A 19,330-nucleotide genomic window follows, 5' to 3' on the forward strand; every position below is an offset into this window, starting at 1 on the left:
TAAGTCTTTCGGGCCGTTCAGTTTCTTCCAGTGTAGACCCGTGACCAATCTTTCGCCATATCGACTATGATCCAGCCCTTGTTCGGTCCCTGATCCAGACCATCAACCAACCCTCCAACAGGGCTTTCGCGGTCATAAGCCCATTCCCGCTCGGCATCCGTATGATGGATCAGAACCCCCAGACGAGGCCCGTCACCCGAGGTGGTCCAGTCCAGCATGGCGAAATCGCCGTCCGAATTGCCCCCGGCCAGAATTGGGCGCTTGCCGATTGTGCGTTCGATGTTGATGGGTTTGCCTTCCTTGTCATCGACAAAGGCAATCCCGGGGGCCTTTATGACTGTGGGAACTCCATCGATGTCTTCGAAGGTGGAATTAGCATAGGTGCCCAAAATCTGTTCAGGCGGGATGCCATAGGCCTGTTCCGCGAAGACCCGCATGAAGTGAATACCGCCGCCCGAGACAATATAGGTTTTGAACCCTTCGTCCCGCAGATAGCGCAATAGCTCGACCATGGGCTGATAGGTCATTTGGTCATAGGGCAAACCGGTGTCTGGGTGCCGGGCCGAGGCCAGCCATTCGGCGACTTCAGTCTGAAACTCCTCGACGCTGGTTCCGGAATGCGATGCGTTCACGACTTCGATCAATGCATCGTGGCCCCCTTGAAGAACGGTCGCAAGATCATCTTCGGAGGCAGCTTTCAAAGCAGGTGTGGACAGTATCGATGGATCCTGTTCAGCCAGTTCTGAGAGCCTGTCCATGGCAAATAAAAACTGGAAGTAAACCGGCTGTTCGGCCCAAAGCGTTCCGTCATTGTCAAACACTGCGATCCGGGCTGCTGGGGTTACGTAGCTTGCGTTTTCAGGATCCGTCACCGCCTCGACAAATTCAACGATACGGTCCCGCGTTTCCGAGGCCGCCCATGAGGGCAGCGGATCTGCGGATGCCGTGACGCTTGCAAATCCATTCAGTACGACTGCAACAGCCAAGGCTAGGGGCGCTCTTGTCATGGCCTTTTTCCTTCGACGCATGTTTTGGCAAAAATACCGTTGTTAAAACAAGAAACCCGCAGCGCCGTTCAGGTGCTGCGGGTTCAGGTGTCGTGAATTTACTTGGAGCCGACCTGACTGAAGATCTTGTCCTTGGCGTCGCCAATCGTAAAGCTACCCGGCTTCTGACGCGGCGGGAACTCTTCGAAGGTTTCCAGGAACTGGCCCACATATTCTGCCGCAGGCAACAGCAGATAAACGCGGTCTATATACCAGTCCCAATAGGTGTTGGACGTGACATTGGACCGCTCATACGGATCGCGGCGCAGGTTAAAGAGCAACGGAATACGCAGTTCGGTCCAAGGCTCGGCCCAGGCGCGCAAAGTCTGCGGATAACGGTGCTCAAGAAACACTGCTTTCCAGTCGTCATAACGCAGTGCGGTCAGATCACCGTCGTCCGAGAAGTAGAAAATCTCGTGACGTGGGCCTTCATCTGCTTCACCGGTTAGGTATGGCAGGAAGTTGTATCCATCCAGATGCACTTTGTAGTCTCGCCCGCCGCCGACTTCGGCCACGGAAATCCCTTCAAGCAGTTGTTCCTTGATGTCCGGATTTCCAGCAACCGCCAGATATGTCGGCAACCAGTCCATGTGATGCATGATTTCATTGCTGATTGAACCGGCCTCGATTTGACCCGGCCAGCGAACCATAGACGGTACGCGCCAACCACCTTCGTAGTTGGTGTTCTTTTCACCTCGGAACGGCGTCATCGCCGCATCCGGCCAGGTGTTCATGTGCGGGCCGTTGTCGGTGGAATAATGGACGATCGTGTTGTCCGCGATCCCCAGTTCATCCAGCAGGGCAAGGAATTGGCCGATATGCATGTCATGCTCGATCATCCCTGCTTGGTACTCATCCATGTGCTTGCCGGCGATTTCGTCGGCTTTTGTGCGCATTTCGTCTTTGACATGAGTACGGAAGTGCATTCTGGTGCCAGACCACCAAACAAACCACGGAACACCTTCTTCGGTCTTGCGCGTAATGAAGTCGAGCGCGGCCGCAACCGTTTCGTCATCCACCGTTTCCATACGCTTTTTGGTCAACGGGCCGGTGTCTTCGATCGTTCCGTCAGCCTTGGATTTTATGACCCCCCGCGGACCGAACCGTTCGCGGAATTCGGGGTTTTGGGGATAGTCTTCGTTCTCAGGCTCTTCTTCGGCGTTCAGGTGGTAGAGATTTCCGAAAAATTCATCAAACCCATGATTGGTCGGTAACATCTCGTCCCGATCGCCCAAATGGTTCTTGCCAAACTGACCCGTTGCATAGCCTTGAGCTTTTAGAAGGCCGGCAATTGTAGGGTCTTCAACCTGCATGCCCTCTTTTGCACCCGGTAAGCCCACTTTGGACAGACCGGTGCGGAACACAGACTGGCCCATGATAAACGAGGACCGGCCAGCCGTGCAGGATTGTTCGCCATAGTAGTCAGTGAAGATCATGCCTTCCTTGGCGACTCTGTCGATATTGGGTGTCTGATATCCCATCAGGCCCATGGTATAGGCCGAGATGTTAGATTGACCGATGTCGTCGCCCCATATCACAAGAATATTGGGCTTTTGATCCTGTGCCCAAGCTGGCAGGGCAAGGGTAACAGCAACTGTTGCCACTGCGAACCTGCGCATTGCGCTGCGCCAATTGTTTGCAATCATTCGTGGAGGTGACATTGAGTGCTCCTGATTTAACGAGCTTTAACAACCCGGAAAATTGAAATTTAGAAGAAGCGGCTAGCTTTAAGGTCGAAGCCGCAGGCAAGTTGTTGAATGCCTGAACAAAAATTAGCTGTTTGTCCGGGAATCGAACGGAACTAGCTTAAGCGATGAAACGTATCTAAAACTTATCATATGATCATTTTGAAAGATACAAATGTTTGATACTGATGGAGATCTGCGGATCCTGACTCAAACCGACTGGTTTGGCACGCGCGCTTCAAGTTTTCAGAAGAATCTTATGACTTGTGGGGTTCCCAAAACCTTTGACCCTGGCGAAACCCTTTACCATTATGGTGACCAGGCAAATGGCATTTACGCTGTACTTGATGGATCTGTTCAGATCACTGCGCCTGCCGACGACGGGCAGGAACTTGTCTTGCATCAGGACGGTACAGGCTTCTGGATCGGGGATCTCGCACTTTTTGCCGAAGCGCAGAGACTGGTCAGCGTAGTGGCCACGCAAAAGACACGCACATTGTTCTTTCCCAACTCCCGCGTGGAACGAATGGTTCAGGAAACCCCCGAATACGTTCGTGATTTCTATGCGCTGACTCGTGAAAATATGAAGACTGCTTTACGTATTATGGCGAACTTGGCGGTAACTGGATCGGAAAAGCGTCTGGTGCTGCGGTTGCTGCATCTGGACGAAGGCGCTTCGAAATCGGATGGCTGGATCGTTGTGTCTCAGGAAGAGCTTGCTGAACTGGTGGCGGTATCTCAGCCGACTTTGCACCGAAATCTTCACCGCCTGGCGGATTTAGGTCTTGTAGAGTTAGCTTATGGTAGGCTGAGGTTGATCGATAGGCGCGAGTTGATCGCAAGCTGTCAAAGTTGAAATCTAAGGATTGAGCGGGGGCAGGGATCTGCTCTGCCGTGTTGCCGAACCCCTCAGCGCACCTAGGCTCTGTAATGCAGACCCCCAATCCTCTGGTCTCTTTTGAGGTATCTTGGAATACCGCGCCGCGCCGATCTGCGTCAGACTGCGCTCGAGACCCGAAGAGCGCGCGGGTTGAGTGCTACGCGATTTCCAAAGCTCTAACGCCTCGTAAGCAGCGGGCAAGTCCTGTGATTGCAGGGCGTTTCTCAAGGAATCGAAAGCATATTTTTCAGAGGCGAAGTATGAGCGCCGCCGCTCAGCCTTCCAAACTTTATAGCGGGGGCGAAGAAAACGCACCAATGCCCAAAGCGCGAGTGCAAGAACTGTAAGACAAAGCACCGCCTGGATGATGGTTTCCATATCAGGCGGCTGCCGCTTGGGCGGTGTAAGGGTAAGTTCGATTGATGGAACCGAGGCCGTTTCGACCAGATTGGTGTCCAGATTGAACCAGTCGATCGAAACTGCTGGCAATTGTGCTTTACCGCCTTCCTGCGCGATGTACACAGTTTCTTCGACGCGTTGTCCGGACAGCACGCCACGATCTTCGGTTTCTAAAAATCGGGGCTCTTTGGGATAGGCGCGCAGCAAAGGGCTTTGGACTTGCGACGACAACTGGGGGATCATCAAAGGCGTGGTGCCCGTGACTATCGCGCTTAACTCGCGAGTGATGGCATCGCCTGCCTGCATGTCTGTCGGGCCGTCCGTTTTCTGGTTAAGAGAGAAACCGGTCGCGATAATCAACGGATCAAGTCCTCTGGCGCCTTCGGGGATCTCGGCGCTGAGCTGTATGGGCGGAAGCGGCAGAGAGATCTGGATGGAGTCGTTGGTCTGAGGATCGGCATAGGTCACGACAACCTCTTGCGCATCGAACGCGACCGGGCCTGCTGCCAAAGGATACACCCGATAGCTGCGCTGCACACCCGACCATGTCTGACCGTTCACGGTTTCGCTAACCGGTCCGGAGGCCCGTTCTGGCAGACGAACCAGTAGGTTTTGGTGTTCCAGGGATGGAAATACCGGTGGTTGCGGCATGAACGTTGGAACCAAGACCTTGATGCGAACGATTGCTGGCTGTCCTACGATGACGGCCTCGTTCGGGACGTCAATGGTAACCTGCGGCTGGCTGGCCTGATTACTCTGAGCGAGCACTGGAAGCGGTAGAAAGAGAATGAAGAAAACAAGGTATCTCATTCTCTTTGCACCTGATTATCCAGTAGGAACCTGTTCTTCAGGAAATCCTGCATATCGGTGTCAATCGTACTGATCCACTGATCAGATGACAAAGTCTGCGGCCCGTCCCTGGTGGTTTGAACCGTGGTTTCGCTGCCGCGCGCCGCGTCATTGTCAAACACCGTGTCATCAGCTCCGATGCCAGCCTCTTCACCTGTATCAGACTGTTCGCGCGTCGTTTCAACATAGTCCAGGATGGCCTTGGACACTTCGAGATTGTGCTGGGCTTCCGGCCAGTCCGGACGACGTTCCAGAGCTGCTTCGAAGGCAGATATGGCAGGACGGTATTCTCGGTTTCTTATGCGTGCCATCCCTTCGGCAAACGCGGCCTCTGGGGTATCCAGCGCGAAAAAAATGGACGATGCTTCCGAATATTGACCATCCCTGAGATAAGCATATCCCTTGTAATATGGATCCTCAAACAACTCTGCTGCATCACCGAAGCGCTTTTGGTTCATTGCGTTCTGACCCTGCTGGTCGGGGGTTAAAAACCAATCTCTCCACCCCTCTGCGCTCGATCCGGATGGCGGCAGCACGAACATAGACAGCACTGCCCAACGGATCACCCATCCCTTGCGGAACCATAGCAGGGTCAACAAAGCAGCAGGCCAGGCCAAGATCCAGCCATTGTCCTGCCAATCCAGGCGTTCATCGTCATCCAGAGCCATTGTATAGGCTGATTCAATCTGGCGCATCAGTCGAATGATGTCCCGGTCATCGTCTGAAAATGGAACAATGGATGCGCCCCGGACGTTGTCCAACTGGGCGATGCGATCACCATCAGGCAACATGGTGAGAATGAAAATGTCAGTAGTTGAGGAGGTTAACCCCGTTACTTGAGATGGATCCAGGTCATCCAGAACGAACAGCACAGCCCCTGGGGTATCGCTGTCACCAAGAATGGACTGAGCCAACACAAACGCGCCGGCAGCGGCGTCCCCCGCAGCAGGCATTACCGCCGGCGTCAAACCCTCAAGCAAAGGGCGAAGAATGTTGGCGTCTTCGGTCAAGGGGGCGACACGGTGCGACGAGCCCGCATAGGCGATCAGGGCGGTGCGTGCGCCTGCGCGTTCGTTGATCAGGTCAGTGATCTTGAACCGTGCTCGGTCCAGCCGTGAGGGCGCAAGGTCAGTGTTTTCCATGCTGTCGGTGACCTTAAGAGCGATCACCAACGGCGCGGTATCTGCAATCAACGGGTTGGGCGCACGCGACCAAGTCGGACCTGCGGCAGCGAGCGTGACAAGTGTTGCTATGATCATGGCAACATCAATGGGGTGAATGTACCGGGTCTCATCCTGACCCAACTGTAAGGCCGCCGCAAGGTGTGGGGCGATCCCCATAGGCGGTTTGGCCTCAGCCGAATGGTTGGGTCTGATCACCCACCATAACGCGATGATCGGGATGAGAAGCAGCAGGTAGTAGCCTCGGATAAAATGGAAATCTGTCAGGTCCATTGTCAAACGACCCTTTTGCGCCGCTGGGAGAAATGGAACCCGGCGACGCTGATCAGAATGACGATGAACGCAAGCACCAATGGAACATGGGCAAGGCTTTGCGTAGGGCGATAGCTTTGTGTTTCGACGATTCTGGGGTTCAGTTTATCAATGCGTTCGTATGTCTGTTCCAGAGCAGCGGTATCGTCGGCAAAGAAGTACGCTCCGCCCGTGCGATCGGCGATGTCCTGTAGTGCCTGCAAATCCACACGGTCTTCGCCCGAGGCATTCGGATCTCCAACACCAATCGTGTAGATGACTACATTCTTTTCAGCGGCGATTGCCGACGCATTGACAGGCGTCATGCGGCTGGAGGTATCGGCGCCGTCACTGAGGACGATCATGAGGCGCTGCTCGACCTCGCTGGACTCAAAGGTTCGAATTCCAAGCCCGATTGCATCGCCCAGGGCTGTGTTCGGACCGGCCATGCCAACTTGAGTTTGATCCAGGAACCCATTCAAACTGTTCAGATCTTCCGTGAACGGAGCTTGAATAAACGCGCGTGTTCCAAAGATGATCAAGGCCATTCTGTCACCATCTCTCTCGGAAATGAACTGTTTCAGAACATCCTTGACGGCCTCCAGCCTTTGCATCGGAGCACCGGACCCGGTTTGGAAGTCGCGCTGATCCATCGAGCCCGAGATATCCAATGCCAGAACGACATCTCGGGCGGACTTTTCCACCACGAAAGAATTGCCCAAATGTTCCGGACGGGCCAGTGCCAGAACCAAAAGCAGCCAGACCACGATGACACTTGCCGTTTGAAGCCAGGCCCGGCTTCGGATCATTGATCCGGACTTCGGCTCAACGCCCGCGGCTCGCGCAACGCGACGAAAAAACGGAATACGAATGGACGCGGTTTTTTCGCGCTGGGGTGGAGCAATCATATGAACCAGCACTGGCAGTGGAAGCAACAGAAACACCCACGGAGCAGCAAATGAAATCATCACGTACCCCGATACGGTTTGTGGGATTTGATCCAATGCCGCGCAAGCTGTATCAATGCGAGGTTTGGTGGAAGGTCCTTGTATGGCGCTTCAATCAGCGTTTGACCCCTTTTTGATTTAAATTCAATATTATTAGAGGTTAGCGCGAGAAAGTTCAGCCACTCATCTCCATGCATTCCGGCGACCTGGTCGCGCGGATACGCGGCCAGTGCAGTGCGGCGAAGGATTTCTGCAACCTTTGCCGAAGGGATGTCAGGTGTTGCAAGCTCTACCAACGCATATTGTCTGTATGCGTTCGCTCGTCTGCGTCTGACGATCATGACTCCAGCGAAAACAACAAAGACCAGCAGAATTGCAACCAACACGATCCATCCCCAAGTCTGCGGTATCATCGATACAGGCGCGGGCTCTGGTGCCGGCTTGAGCATGTCTAACAGATCAACCAGAGATTTCCCGCTGGTGTCGACGCTCATTTCTGCCCCCTGCGATGGCCAAACAGCCGCAACAACTGATCCAGAGCGGGTTCCGAAGTTGTCAAAGGAACGACCGGAAATCCATATCGACGTGACCACGTATGCAGTTGCGCCAACCTGTCCTCCATGGACTTGCGAATTTTCACTGACAACTCAGGGTCGGAACTGTCGATTTCTATCTGCGCGTTTCCGTCCGAGACTGTCAGTTTCAGATCGGGTGCCAGAATGCGTGCGGTGGGATCAGCAATATTGAACACGATCAGATCGTTTGAGAGCGCCATGCGGCGCAGCAAGGACTCCGATCTTGCGTCAAGCCCGTCGCAGTCTGAAAACAGGCAGATCAGTCCGCTGGTTTGGGTGATATGCACCGCTTCTGTTAGCATGTCGTTCAGAGACAGGGTCGGCTGTGGGGCCAAGGCTGCGTGTAAGGCTGAATTCGCCGCTCCGATAGAAGACAGAAACCGCGTGAGGGCAGCCGCGCGGCGCTGTGGTCTATGTTCCGCAACGTTTGTGTCGCTGAATACGAGGCCACCGACACGATCGCTCTGGCCAAGGATCCGATGTGCGGTGATTGCTGCGGCTTCGGCAGCGATGACCGACTTCATGTAGACTTCCGTTCCAAAGAACATCGAAACACGCTGATCGACCAACAGAAGAGCAGGGCGATCACGTTCTTCGGTATATACTCTGACATGGGGTTTTCCCGTGCGCGCAGTGACCTTCCAGTCGATGGTTCGGATGTCGTCGCCCGGCAGATAATCGCGCAGTTCTTCAAAATTCAGACCGCGTCCGCGCAAGCGCGAGGCATGACGGCCATTGAGGATTGAGCGCGCGGGCTGGCGCGGCAACAGGCTGAGCGCCCTGGCTCGGGCACCCAAGCGCAAAAGATGGTTCGCATCGACATGTATGCGCGGGTCGTTCGGATATGGCGCAGTCTGGGTCATGCGACCGATTTCCTTGGTGGCTAGGGGAATGCAACCAGACGTAAGAGTTCCGCGATCACATCATCCGCAGATTTGTCTAATCCCTGGGCTTCGAAACTGAGCGTTACGCGATGGCGAAACACTTCATGGGCTATGGCACGTATGTCGGCAGGATCGACATAGTCGCGTTCATTCATCCAAGCATGGGTTCGCCCGCATTTATCCAATGCCAATGAGGCGCGCGGGCTTGCACCGATTTCAATCCAACCTGCGAGTTCAGGACTCAGGGCTTCAGGCGTACGGGTCGCCTGTACAAGGTCGGCCATGTAACGGTCCATCGCATCAGAGACGTGAATTTGCCCGATTTCGGACCGGGCCTCAAAAACCGCGTCTTGAGGAATGGCTGCCAAAGTTTTTCCCGACGTGCCCTTGCCAGCTGCGATTTCTTCGCCCCTGACCAAACGGATCACCTCAACCTCGTCTTCGACCGGGGGATATGTGATTTGTACGTGCATGAGAAACCGGTCCATCTGCGCCTCGGGCAGCGGATAGGTGCCTTCTTGTTCGATGGGGTTTTGGGTCGCCATCACGATAAACAGAGGATCCATCTTATGCGTGGTGCCAGAAACGGTCACCTGCCGTTCTTCCATCGCCTCAAGCAAAGCGGCCTGTACCTTGGCAGGAGCACGGTTGATTTCGTCGGCAAGAACGATGTTGGCAAAGATTGGTCCGGGTTCGAACTTGAAATCGCCCCCGGTGTCGGTTTGCTGAAATATTTCGGTTCCGGTCACATCCGACGGCAACAGATCCGGGGTGAATTGAATGCGGCTAAAGCTTGCATCCATGTTCTTTGCCATCGCCTTGACCGCGCGTGTCTTTGCCAGACCCGGCAGGCCTTCGATCAGGAGGTTTCCGTTTGCCAAAAGCCCGATCAGCAGGCGATCAACTACCTCTGTCTGGCCGATGATGGATTGGCCCATACGGGATCGAAGTTCCATGATCTGGTTGAGTGCGCTCATTAATGTATCCCGTAATGGACCGATACGCTGGCCTTGCAGCGGGGCATTTGCAAAGGCCAAATTTCGGGATTTTCAAATAATGATAGAATGTTAACAGGACACTCGCACTCAATCCACTATGAATTCCGAGGTTTGAGTTTTTGAATGTCTGATTTGAGCCCGGAGCTTATGGGGCCGGGATTGCCTGGATCGCGAAGGGTTGTCGACCAGTGCCTTGGTCTGTCACACCCAACATTCCGGTTCCAGCTCAGATTGTTCAAGATACTATGCTGGTTCTCATTCAGGTGGGGCGGAATTTCATATCCATTCAGGGTGGCCCAGACCCCGCTCCAAAGGCGACCGACGGACCACGGATTGTAACCGCCGCCGCCCAGAACCAGAAACCGGGGTGTCAGAGTTTGGAGACGGGCAACAGCCCGCCAATGAGCATTGTTCGACAAGGTCAGGCGGGACAAAGGGTCTTCGGCCACGGCATCGGCGCCGCATTGCAGGACGATGGCCTGCGGTTTGAAGGCGTCGGTTGCAGGAAGGATCAACTGGTCAAGTATCAGATCGAACTCGTCATCATTCAGGTTCCGGGCCACCGGCAAATTGAAGGCTGCGCCGCCTGCATCGTCTTCCAGAGAACCGGTAAATGGCCAACGACGTGCCTCGTGCACCGAAATCATGCGGAGTTTCGTGGATCCATGAAAGGCCGCTTCAACGCCATCACAGTGATGGGCGTCAATGTCGACATAAACGATGCGGTCCAGCCCGGTGTTCAACAAGGTTTGGATCGCCAACACAGGATCGTTGAGATAACAAAACCCGTTTGCCCGATCTGCCAGCCCGTGATGCGTACCACCTGCCGGGTTGAAAACAATCCCGCCGTCGCGGATCAGTTCCGCTGCCAGCATCGAGCCGCCAGCCGCAGTAGCAGGCCGTCGATACATTTCGGCAAACACGGGGTTCGACAGTGTCCCGAGACCATAACGTTCGCGTGTGTCGTCCGATACGTGCTGATCCCTCTCTGCCTGTTGCAAGGCGGCGATGTAATCTGGCGTATGAAACGTCTTCAGGGCGCTGGGTTTTGCGCAGGGGCTGACCCGGTAGTTTTCTGACGTCAACCACCCCATTGCCCGGCACAGATCGATGACGGTTGAAACCCGTGGTATCGCCAGCGGGTGTTTCGACCCGTAGGTCGAGTTTCGATAGATTTCCGATCCGATGAACAGTGGACGCGTCATGACCTAGCTTGCTGTGGCCTGACTGTTATCCTCGCCCAACCTGCCATCCAAGGACATCAATATCGCAACCGGGCGCAGCGCAGGGATGTGGCTGAACACAATCAGGATGCAAACGGTCAGCGGTACGCTCAGAAAGGCGCCGATCAGACCCCAGACCGTTGTCCAAAAGGTCAGGGCCAGAATAACAAGGAAGGTCGACATGTTCAGAGACCGGCCGAGCATGGCAGGGTCCACAAAATTACCGATCAGAAACTGGATCGTGCCGCAGCCCAGAACGATAACCAGAAACGGAACGATAGTTTCAAACTGAACAAGCGCAATCATGGCCGGAAAGAACACGGCAATGATCGAACCGATTGAGGGGATGAAGTTCAGAGCAAAGGTCAGAACAGCCCATGTTTCTGCGTATTCCAGTCCAAGCGCCCGGAAAACCGAATAGCTGATACTTGCCGTAATCAGGCTTATCAGGGTCTTGACGCCGACATAGCGCTGCAGGCTGACCGAGATCGCATCCAGCATGGTCGAAAACTCGGCCCCGGTTTTCGGATCTCCTGCGGCAAGCTGGATCTTTTTGCGAAAGGCCAGTCGTTCAGCCATCAGGAAGGCGACATATAGGCTGATCAGAAAGAACTGGTTCAATAGCGAGGTTGCGCTGCCCAGAAGCAAACGTGCGACATAGGACATGTCGATACTGACCAGATTGTCGCGAATGAACGTGGTGACATCGTTGCCGACGAGACCCGTAATACGCTCAACCGCGCCGTCAAACTGATTCTCATAGGTAGTGATGGATCGTGCGAATTGCGTCGCTTGGCTGCCCAGCACATACATGATCATGAACAAACCAGCCAAAACGACGGTGACGCCGGCAATATTGGCCAACCAAACCGGAGCCCGGGTCAGCGCAACGACGCGATCGCTCAGCGCAATGATGAGAACGTTTACCAACAACGCCATGGCAAGCGGGATCAGAAAGTTCGCACCGGCATAGAGACCAAGCACGATCAGTGTCGCGATGATACATGTGTCCCGAACAACTGACAGTCGAAGCCTGGGTCGAACCGTGATGTCTTTCTGATCCGGGGTCATTCAGTATCCTGTGTCTGACAAAAGCAGAGCCCAAAACCCGCCCTGTGTGGCCCAATCCTGCACGCGAGACCCGGTTTATGCAATGCGTTCAGGCATTTGTTGGCCTTCATTCTCCATAATGATACCGATCACGGGTTTTGTGTTCTTTTTCGGCAGGTTAGGTTTGCAGGATGACCTCTCCTGCGAATCCCCTGTTTGGCCGACCTGTTCAGGCTCTCTGGCTGGCAATACGCCGGTTCGGCAGAAAGAATGGTTTTGTTATGAGCAGCCATGTTGCCATGTCGCTGATGATGGCGCTGTTTCCCTTTGTGCTGTTCACGGTGGCATTGGCGGGGGCACTGTCACAGGGCTATGTCACGGATGAGCTGATCGACCTGATTTTCGGGGCGTGGCCAAAGGACGTCGCGGATCCCATCGTGGCCGAGTTGCGTGCTGTTCTGGCTGGGTCCGGTTCGGGCGTCATTACGTTGGGCGGCCTGCTAGCGATTTATTTTGCCTCAAACGGCGTGGCGGCGGTGCGTGCGGCCATGAATCAAGCTTATCACGATCAGGACAGTTGGCCTTTCTGGAAAACCCGGCTGCTATGTCTAGTCTTGGTCATTCTGGGCGGTTCGGCCATCCTGATAATCGCGGCGGTCGAGGTTGTTTTGCCGGTCTATACGAGACTGGTGGCAGAGCACACTGAAGTAGCTGTTGCCAATTGGTTTTCCGTGGATCGCCTGCGCTGGACGTTTACCGTGGCGGTTCCCGCAGGCACCGTCCTTCTGGCGCATCTTGTTCTGCCAACCCGCAGGCACAGCCTGATGCAAATTCTACCCGGCGTCATGCTGACTTTGGTTTTGTGGGCAGCCGGAGGGTGGGCCTTTTCAGTCTATATCAGCCAGTTCGCCACATACAGCGCCACTTATGCAGGTTTGGCCGGAGCCATGGCTGCGCTGATTTTTTTGTACCTATGCTCCGCGATGCTGATCCTTGGGGCCGAATACAATGGTGCATTGATTGATCTGCAGAACGCCGCTGACGGAGACACCGCATGAGAGTTGTCATAATGCTGGCGTGCCTTGCAATTGCTGGTAAAGTTCATGCGCAAGCGGCAGACTATGTCGGCTCAGATCGGTGTACTGAATGCCATCAACAGGAAGCCGATGCCTGGGCTTCGTCACACCATGCGCTGGCTTGGACAGGCCCCAGTGACGGCGCTCTTGTCGCTGATTTTAGCGGAACCCAGTTCGATCATGACGGGATGACTGTCGAGTTTGGAGAAAAGGCAGACAGGTTCACCGCTCGCGTGACAGAAAAAGACGGGCTGTCGACGGAATATGACGTGCATTCCGTCGTTGGGATCGAACCCTTGCAGCAATACCTTTTTGAGACTGAGCCGGGTCGCTTGCAAAGCTTTGATGTGGTTTGGGACACGCAGCAGAAGCGGTGGTATCACCTGTATCCGGAACAGGACTTGCCACCCGATGACGGTTTGCATTGGTGGGGGCCGTACAAGAACTGGAATGCGCGTTGCGCCGAATGTCATGCCACGGGATTTGAGAAGAATTACATCCCTCAAACCAGAACCTACAGCTCGCAACAGGTTGAGATCGGTGTCGGGTGCGAAGCCTGCCACGGGCCGGGGTCTGCACATATCGAATGGATCGAAGGGCAGGGCATAGCAGACGGTCTCAGCGATACGGGTTTTCTGATGAGCTGGGGCAAGGGCCAGACCGAGGCAGAGATACAACAATGCGCCGGATGCCATTCCCGCCGTGAAGCGCATGGTAACGGAAATCCGGTTCCGGGAACCCCGTATCACGATGCCTATAATCTGGCCGTGTTGCGACCTGGTTCGTATCATCCTGACGGGCAGATACTGGATGAGGTTTACGTCTACGGCTCGTTCCTGCAGTCCAAGATGTATGCGCGGGGCGTTGGTTGCATGAATTGTCATGAACCGCATAGCGCGGATTTGAAAGCCGAAGGGAACGCGGTTTGCACGCAGTGTCATTCCCCTGCAGGAAACCCGGAATTCCCGACCCTCGCATCAAAGGATTATGACACCCCCGAGCATCATCATCACCCTGAAGACAGTGAAGGGGCCCAATGCAAAAGCTGCCACATGATCGAGCGGACCTATATGGGTGTTGACAGTCGTCGCGATCACAGTTTCCGCATTCCACGACCGGACCTGGGGCTGGGCGTTGACGCCTGCACAGACTGTCATCAGGGTGAAGATCAGGCTTGGGCTGCCAACCAGATTGACGGCTGGTTCCCCGGCTCATCCAATCGCGGGGAGCATTACGGGACCGTTTTCCAGGCCGCTGCCGAAGGGCAACTCGAAACACCAGAGGGTTTGCTCTCCGTCGCAATGGATGCGTCGCAACCGGGCATCGTGAGAGCGACCGCCGCTTATCTGATGCAACCTTTCGGCTCACCAGAGGTTGCCGCGATCACTGCGCCCCTTTTGCAAGACGATGATCCGCTGATACGGGCGAATGCCGCAGCACTGCAGCGTCAGGCCAGCCCGGCGGATCAGGTGCTAAGGTTGGAGCCCTTACTATCCGACCCTCTGCGAAACGTGCGCATTGCTGCTGCCAAAGAATTCCTGAATGTTCCACCGCAAGCCCTGACACCTCAGCAGCGGACATTGGCGGGGGCAGGCATGTCCGAGTGGCAAGAGGCGATATCGAATAGGCTAGATGCCCCGGAAACTCATCTGGTTCTGGGAGGAATGGCGTTAACGCTGCGCAATGCACCGGCCGCAGAGCAGGCCTTCCGAGAGGTTGTGACGTTGGACCCACAGCGGGCCGAAGCGTGGCCTATGCTGGTGCAATTGGTCCAGATCAATCGTGGTCCGGAAGATGCACGTGCCGCACTGCGCGAGGCACTGGACAGGTTGCCCGATGATCCGGCTTTGAATCAATTGTTGCAACAACTCGGTCCCTGATCCGGCATACGGCTGCCCGAATTGTTCCATCTTCGCGGCAAGATTTCCTACTAACACCACTTAAGCTGTGCTGTTTAGAGGTGATCGATGTCCATTGAAACGACAAGGCAGAGAACAACGAGTCTTACCCCGATTTCTTTGGCGCAACGCATAGAAGAGCTGCGCAACCGGGAACCAGTATACGTGACGCACGGAGATACACTGATGTTGCAGGGCATGGCGGCCACGTCGTTGCGCGAACAACGTCTAAGCGGAAACCTCATCAGGTTGGACGATTAAGATTCGCCGCGAAACCCTGTTGCCACAACGAATTTTTCCGAACTGTCCGAACGTGATGCGGGTGGTTTGACGTTGGCCACTTTCAGAAACTTCTGCTTCAGAAGTTTTTGCAGATCGCCTTCAGCCCCCCCGGCCAGAACCTTGGCCACGAAGGTGCCGCCCTCCTCCAGCACATCAAATGCGAAATAGGCTGCGGTTTCACACAGTGCCATGATTCGCAGGTGGTCGGTCTGTTTGTGCCCGGAAGATGAAGCGGCCATGTCCGACATCACCACATCTGCCTTGCCGCCAAGCCAGTCTTTCACCTTTTGATCGGCATCGTCTTCCAAAAAGTCCAGCACATAGGTATCAGCCCCGGCAACGGGTTCGATCTCTTGCAGGTCAATGCCCAGCACGGTTCCGACTCGTTTGCCAGACTTTTCACCCAACGCGTTCACGCGTTTGGCGGCCACCTGACACCAGCCGCCAGGTGCACAGCCCAGATCAACGACGCGCGCGCCAGGTACAAGAAAACGGAATTTGTCGTCCAGTTCCAATATTTTATAAGCCGCACGCCCACGATAGCCATCGGACTGAGCGCGCTTGACATATGGGTCGTTCAACTGCCGCTCAAGCCAGCGGGTCGAACTGAGCTTTCGCCCACGTGCGGTTTTAACCTTCACCTTCAGGTCGCGCTGCCCGCGGCCCGAGTTGTTTTTTCCAGTCGGTGTCTTCGCCATCAGAACGGTCCGTCTTCCAATACACCGTCCGCACTCATCTGCGCATAAAGCAAGCCTTCACGCAGCCCCCGGTCCGCCACGGAAAGGCGGTCGGTGGGCCAGCAACGTAACAAAGCCTGCAAAATGGCCGAGCCGGACATGATCAGGGCTTGCCGGTCATCACCAATTCGAGGGTCCCGGCGGCGCCCGTGAGGGCCGAGTTCTAAATACCCACGTATGACTTTGTCAATCTGATCGCTGGTCATGCGCAGCCCGTCCACCTTGGTCCGGTCATACCGTTTGAGGCCCAGATGCGACGCTGCAACCGTCGTCACCGTGCCGCTTGTGCCGACGATCTGAAATCCCTCTCGCGCCTGTACGTCTTTATAAGGCGCGAAATCGGCAAGGTTTTCCTCGAAAAACCAGCTCATCAGGGCAAAGCGCGCAGAATCGTCTTCAACATCGTGGAACTGATCCCGCAATGTGGCCACGCCCAGCGGCACACTGATCCAATCCACGACTTTAGCGGCGGGGAAGGGGCTGTCGGCGGTGTGGAACCCGTTATGTAATCGCATGATCGCGGCCGGACGGTCGCGGCGAGGAACGGATGAGATATCGATCCAGACCAATTCGGTCGAGCCGCCACCTATATCGACAACCAGCAATTGCTCGGTCTTGGTTGATACAAGCGGTGCACAGGAAATGACCGCCAGACGCGCTTCTTCCTCGGGCTGAATGATATCAAGCGTCAGACCGGTTTCCCGTTTTACCTGACGAATGAATTCACGCGAATTCTTGGCGCGACGGCACGCCTCGGTCGCGATCAGACGCATCCGTCTGACCCTGTTGCGTTTCAGTTTTTGCTGACAGATTCGCAATGCCTGTACGGTACGGGCCATAGACGCCCGCGACAGACGTCCGGTACGTTCCAGCCCCGAGCCCAACTGCACGGATTTGGAAAAACTGTCCACCACATGGAACCCGCTGCCCTTGGGCTGGGCTATCAACATGCGGCAGCTATTTGTCCCCAGATCCAGCGCCGCATATAACGCATCTGGATCGGGTCTTGCCGGCGCGGGGCTTTCGACCGCTTTCGGGAACGCGCCCGCACCTTTGGGACGCTTGGGCGCCATCTTCACGCCCTCCGATTTTCGAGTTAGTTTGACCCTAGGCGGGGGATTGCCGACGCGCAAGTGATTTCAAAATTGAATTTAATGCGAGTGTCACAAGCCGTTCATACTGAGGTGCGATGGGCGTCCACAGAACCCTCAGTAGGATTCTTTAAAAGCTTACAGCCAGATACGGAGATTATCATGAAAGACGATCACACCCTTTCTTTTGATGAATACGACGAAATCGTAAACCCTCGTCCCGAAGAATGTGATTTTGACCGTGTGGTCGAACGCGCCTTGTCACGCCGTGGATTTATGGGAGGGGTTCTGGCTATGGGCAGTTTTGCCGCTGTCGGTGGTTCGATTCTGCCAACAGGTGCCCGTGCCGCAGCGAACCGGTTCTCGTTCGAAGCGATTCCGGTGTCGACGGCGGACGATGTGATTGTGCCTGCAGGGTACAAGGCTGAAGTCATGGTGCGTTGGGGTGACCCGCTGTGGTCAGACGCGCCCGAATTTGATCACGCCACCCGTGGCACAGCGGCCAGCCAGGAACGCGCCTTTGGTGATAATACTGATGGTCAGGACGTTTTTTTCCACGACGGTCACGTTCTGCTGGTTGTGAACAATGAATACACCAACCGCGACATCCTTTGGGGCAACAATCCCGATGCCAAGGCGGCATCTGACGACGACGTTGCCAAAGGCATGATGGCGCATGGTGTTACGGTTGTTGAGATTGCCAACTCTGAGGGCGGGTGGGGCATCGTGAAGGACAGCCCTTATAACCGCCGCGTCACACCTCAGACCGATATGACGATCACTGGCCCGGCAGCAGGTCACGACCTTATGAAAACAACCGCCGATCCGTCGGGTACAGCTTGCAAGGGGACCTGGAACAATTGCGGCAACGGCAAGACGCCGTGGGGCACCTATCTGGCCTGTGAAGAGAATTTCAACGGCTACTTCTCGGCGGAGGACGAAAACCACGAAGTGAGCCCGGAACTGAAACGTTATGGCGTTTCAGCCAGCGATTGGGGTTATGGCTGGGCCAAAATTGACGACCGTTTCAACGTTGCCAAGGACCCCAACGAGCCAAACCGCGCTGGTTATGTCGTCGAGATTGATCCGACCGATCCGAATTCGACCCCGCGCAAGCTGACCGCGCTGGGTCGCTTCAAGCACGAGAACGCGGATACTGTGGTCAACAACGACGGTCGCGTTGTGGTGTACATGGGCGATGACGAGCGGGGTGAATTTCTGTACCGCTTCGTGTCCGATGGCGTTTACGCAGCCGGGGTGGACACGAATGCGCTGTTTGAAAGTGGCACGCTTTCGGTAGCCAAGTTCAACGATGACGGCACTGGTGAGTGGCTGGCGCTGACGCCCGAAACCACCGGTCTTGCATCGCAGGCCGAGGTTTGCATCCACACGCGTCAAGGCGCATCGGCGGTTGGCGGTACCACCATGGACCGTCCGGAGTGGGTTGCGTCAAATCCGAATGCGCCCGAGGTTTATTGCTGCCTGACCAACAACAAAAACCGTGGCGTTAAGCCCAATGCCGGGGGCGACGACACCTCGGTCAATGGTCCGAACCCGAGGGACAAGAACAATTACGGTCAGATTGTTCGGTGGCGTCCGAATGGCGGCGACCATACGGCTGCTGGTTTCGGCTGGGATCTCTATGTGCTGGCGGGCAATCCCACCGTGCACGGGGACGCTTATGCCGGGTCCGAGAACGTGAACGCTGACAATATGTTCAACTCGCCCGACGGGTTGAAGTTCGATAGCAACGGTCTGCTTTGGATTCAAACCGATGGCAACTATGGCAACGAAGGTGACTTCGCTGGTCAGGGCAACAACCAGATGCTGGCAGGCGATCCGGTCACCGGTGAAATCCGCCGCTTCCTGGTTGGTCCGAACGAATGCGAAGTCACCGGCCTCAGCTGGTCTCCAGACCGTCGCACAATGTTTGTCGGCATTCAGCATCCGGGCGAAGATGGCAACAGCCACTGGCCCGAGGGTGGCGAATCGGTTCCGCGTTCGGCGATCATCGCCGTTACCCGCGAAGATGGCGGTCTGGTTGGTTAAAGCGAACTGACACCTAAAATCTTGCCCCGGACGGCTGTTTCCGTCCGGGGTGTTTTGTTTTTATGCAGCGCCCTCATAGAGACGATGAGAATTATGATATGCGCGTTTGCCGGGAAACTGGTTACAAGCCCTGTACATCACCGTGGGCAAAAACGTCGCTGGAAAAGCGCCGTGTGTCGAAATTCGACC

16 protein-coding genes are annotated in these 19,330 nt (G+C 55.5%); 4 read left to right on the forward strand and 12 right to left on the reverse strand.

From position 1 onward, the window contains the following. Nucleotides 1-17 precede the first annotated feature (17 nt). Complete coding sequence (locus Q0816_RS04540) at nucleotides 18-1,007, reverse strand: HAD family hydrolase (RefSeq protein WP_298848072.1); 990 nt, start codon at nucleotides 1,005-1,007, stop codon at nucleotides 18-20. A gap of 98 nt (nucleotides 1,008-1,105) precedes the next feature. Further along, nucleotides 1,106-2,665 (reverse strand): arylsulfatase, encoded by a 1,560-nt coding sequence (locus Q0816_RS04545; RefSeq protein WP_298848171.1) that lies wholly within the window; start codon nucleotides 2,663-2,665, stop codon nucleotides 1,106-1,108. A gap of 325 nt (nucleotides 2,666-2,990) precedes the next feature. On the opposite strand from Q0816_RS04545, the gene Q0816_RS04550 reads away from it, so the two are divergent. After that, complete coding sequence (locus Q0816_RS04550; RefSeq protein ID WP_298848074.1) at nucleotides 2,991-3,587, forward strand: Crp/Fnr family transcriptional regulator; 597 nt, start codon at nucleotides 2,991-2,993, stop codon at nucleotides 3,585-3,587. A gap of 3 nt (nucleotides 3,588-3,590) precedes the next feature. Here Q0816_RS04550 and Q0816_RS04555 read toward each other — a convergent pair whose 3' ends face one another. The 8 genes from Q0816_RS04555 to Q0816_RS04590 all read right to left on the reverse strand — a co-directional run bounded on the left by Q0816_RS04555 (nucleotide 3,591) and on the right by Q0816_RS04590 (nucleotide 12,029). Further along, nucleotides 3,591-4,820 (reverse strand): hypothetical protein, encoded by a 1,230-nt coding sequence (locus Q0816_RS04555; protein WP_298848076.1) that lies wholly within the window; start codon nucleotides 4,818-4,820, stop codon nucleotides 3,591-3,593. Further along, nucleotides 4,817-6,313, reverse strand: a complete 1,497-nt coding sequence (locus Q0816_RS04560) for a VWA domain-containing protein (protein ID WP_298848077.1) — start codon at nucleotides 6,311-6,313, stop codon at nucleotides 4,817-4,819. The genes Q0816_RS04555 and Q0816_RS04560 overlap by 4 nt, the downstream gene beginning before the upstream one ends. 2 nt (nucleotides 6,314-6,315) lie before the next feature. Beyond that, nucleotides 6,316-7,299 carry a VWA domain-containing protein gene (locus Q0816_RS04565; RefSeq protein ID WP_298848079.1) on the reverse strand — a complete coding sequence of 328 codons (984 nt, stop codon included), beginning with the start codon at nucleotides 7,297-7,299 and terminating at the stop codon, nucleotides 6,316-6,318. Then, nucleotides 7,299-7,772, reverse strand: coding sequence for a DUF4381 domain-containing protein (locus tag Q0816_RS04570; RefSeq protein WP_298848080.1), 474 nt, complete (start codon nucleotides 7,770-7,772; stop codon nucleotides 7,299-7,301). The genes Q0816_RS04565 and Q0816_RS04570 overlap by 1 nt, the downstream gene beginning before the upstream one ends. Beyond that, nucleotides 7,769-8,716 (reverse strand): DUF58 domain-containing protein, encoded by a 948-nt coding sequence (locus tag Q0816_RS04575; RefSeq protein WP_298848082.1) that lies wholly within the window; start codon nucleotides 8,714-8,716, stop codon nucleotides 7,769-7,771. The genes Q0816_RS04570 and Q0816_RS04575 overlap by 4 nt, the downstream gene beginning before the upstream one ends. Before the next feature lie 20 nt (nucleotides 8,717-8,736). Next, nucleotides 8,737-9,714, reverse strand: coding sequence for a MoxR family ATPase (locus tag Q0816_RS04580; protein ID WP_298848084.1), 978 nt, complete (start codon nucleotides 9,712-9,714; stop codon nucleotides 8,737-8,739). A 116-nt stretch (nucleotides 9,715-9,830) separates the two neighbouring features. After that, nucleotides 9,831-10,940, reverse strand: coding sequence for an acetoin utilization protein AcuC (locus tag Q0816_RS04585; RefSeq protein ID WP_298848086.1), 1,110 nt, complete (start codon nucleotides 10,938-10,940; stop codon nucleotides 9,831-9,833). Nucleotides 10,941-10,943: 3 nt separating this feature from the next. After that, nucleotides 10,944-12,029: an AI-2E family transporter gene (locus tag Q0816_RS04590; RefSeq protein ID WP_298848087.1), complete on the reverse strand. Its 1,086-nt coding sequence runs from the start codon at nucleotides 12,027-12,029 to the stop codon at nucleotides 10,944-10,946. A gap of 170 nt (nucleotides 12,030-12,199) precedes the next feature. Between Q0816_RS04590 and Q0816_RS04595 the strand changes: the two genes are divergently transcribed. Continuing rightward, complete coding sequence (locus tag Q0816_RS04595) at nucleotides 12,200-13,066, forward strand: YihY/virulence factor BrkB family protein (RefSeq protein WP_298848089.1); 867 nt, start codon at nucleotides 12,200-12,202, stop codon at nucleotides 13,064-13,066. Continuing rightward, the gene (locus Q0816_RS04600; protein ID WP_298848091.1) at nucleotides 13,063-14,964 is read left to right on the forward strand and encodes a multiheme c-type cytochrome; all 1,902 of its coding nucleotides are present in this window, start codon (nucleotides 13,063-13,065) and stop codon (nucleotides 14,962-14,964) included. Before Q0816_RS04595 ends, Q0816_RS04600 begins: the two co-directional genes overlap by 4 nt. A gap of 275 nt (nucleotides 14,965-15,239) precedes the next feature. Here the strand turns inward: Q0816_RS04600 and Q0816_RS04605 are convergent, their stop codons facing one another. Both Q0816_RS04605 and Q0816_RS04610 read right to left on the reverse strand, forming a co-directional pair. Continuing rightward, a complete protein-coding gene (locus Q0816_RS04605; protein WP_298848093.1) occupies nucleotides 15,240-15,962 on the reverse strand; it encodes an RlmE family RNA methyltransferase in 723 nt (240 codons plus the stop codon). Continuing rightward, nucleotides 15,962-17,074, reverse strand: a complete 1,113-nt coding sequence (locus tag Q0816_RS04610; RefSeq protein ID WP_298848095.1) for a Ppx/GppA phosphatase family protein — start codon at nucleotides 17,072-17,074, stop codon at nucleotides 15,962-15,964. The genes Q0816_RS04605 and Q0816_RS04610 overlap by 1 nt, the downstream gene beginning before the upstream one ends. 180 nt (nucleotides 17,075-17,254) lie before the next feature. Between Q0816_RS04610 and Q0816_RS04615 the strand changes: the two genes are divergently transcribed. After that, nucleotides 17,255-19,141 carry a PhoX family phosphatase gene (locus Q0816_RS04615; protein ID WP_298848097.1) on the forward strand — a complete coding sequence of 629 codons (1,887 nt, stop codon included), beginning with the start codon at nucleotides 17,255-17,257 and terminating at the stop codon, nucleotides 19,139-19,141. The last annotated feature ends 189 nt before the right edge of the window (nucleotides 19,142-19,330 follow it).

The organism is uncultured Ruegeria sp. (assembly GCF_947497005.1).
Taxonomy (GTDB): domain Bacteria; phylum Pseudomonadota; class Alphaproteobacteria; order Rhodobacterales; family Rhodobacteraceae; genus Ruegeria.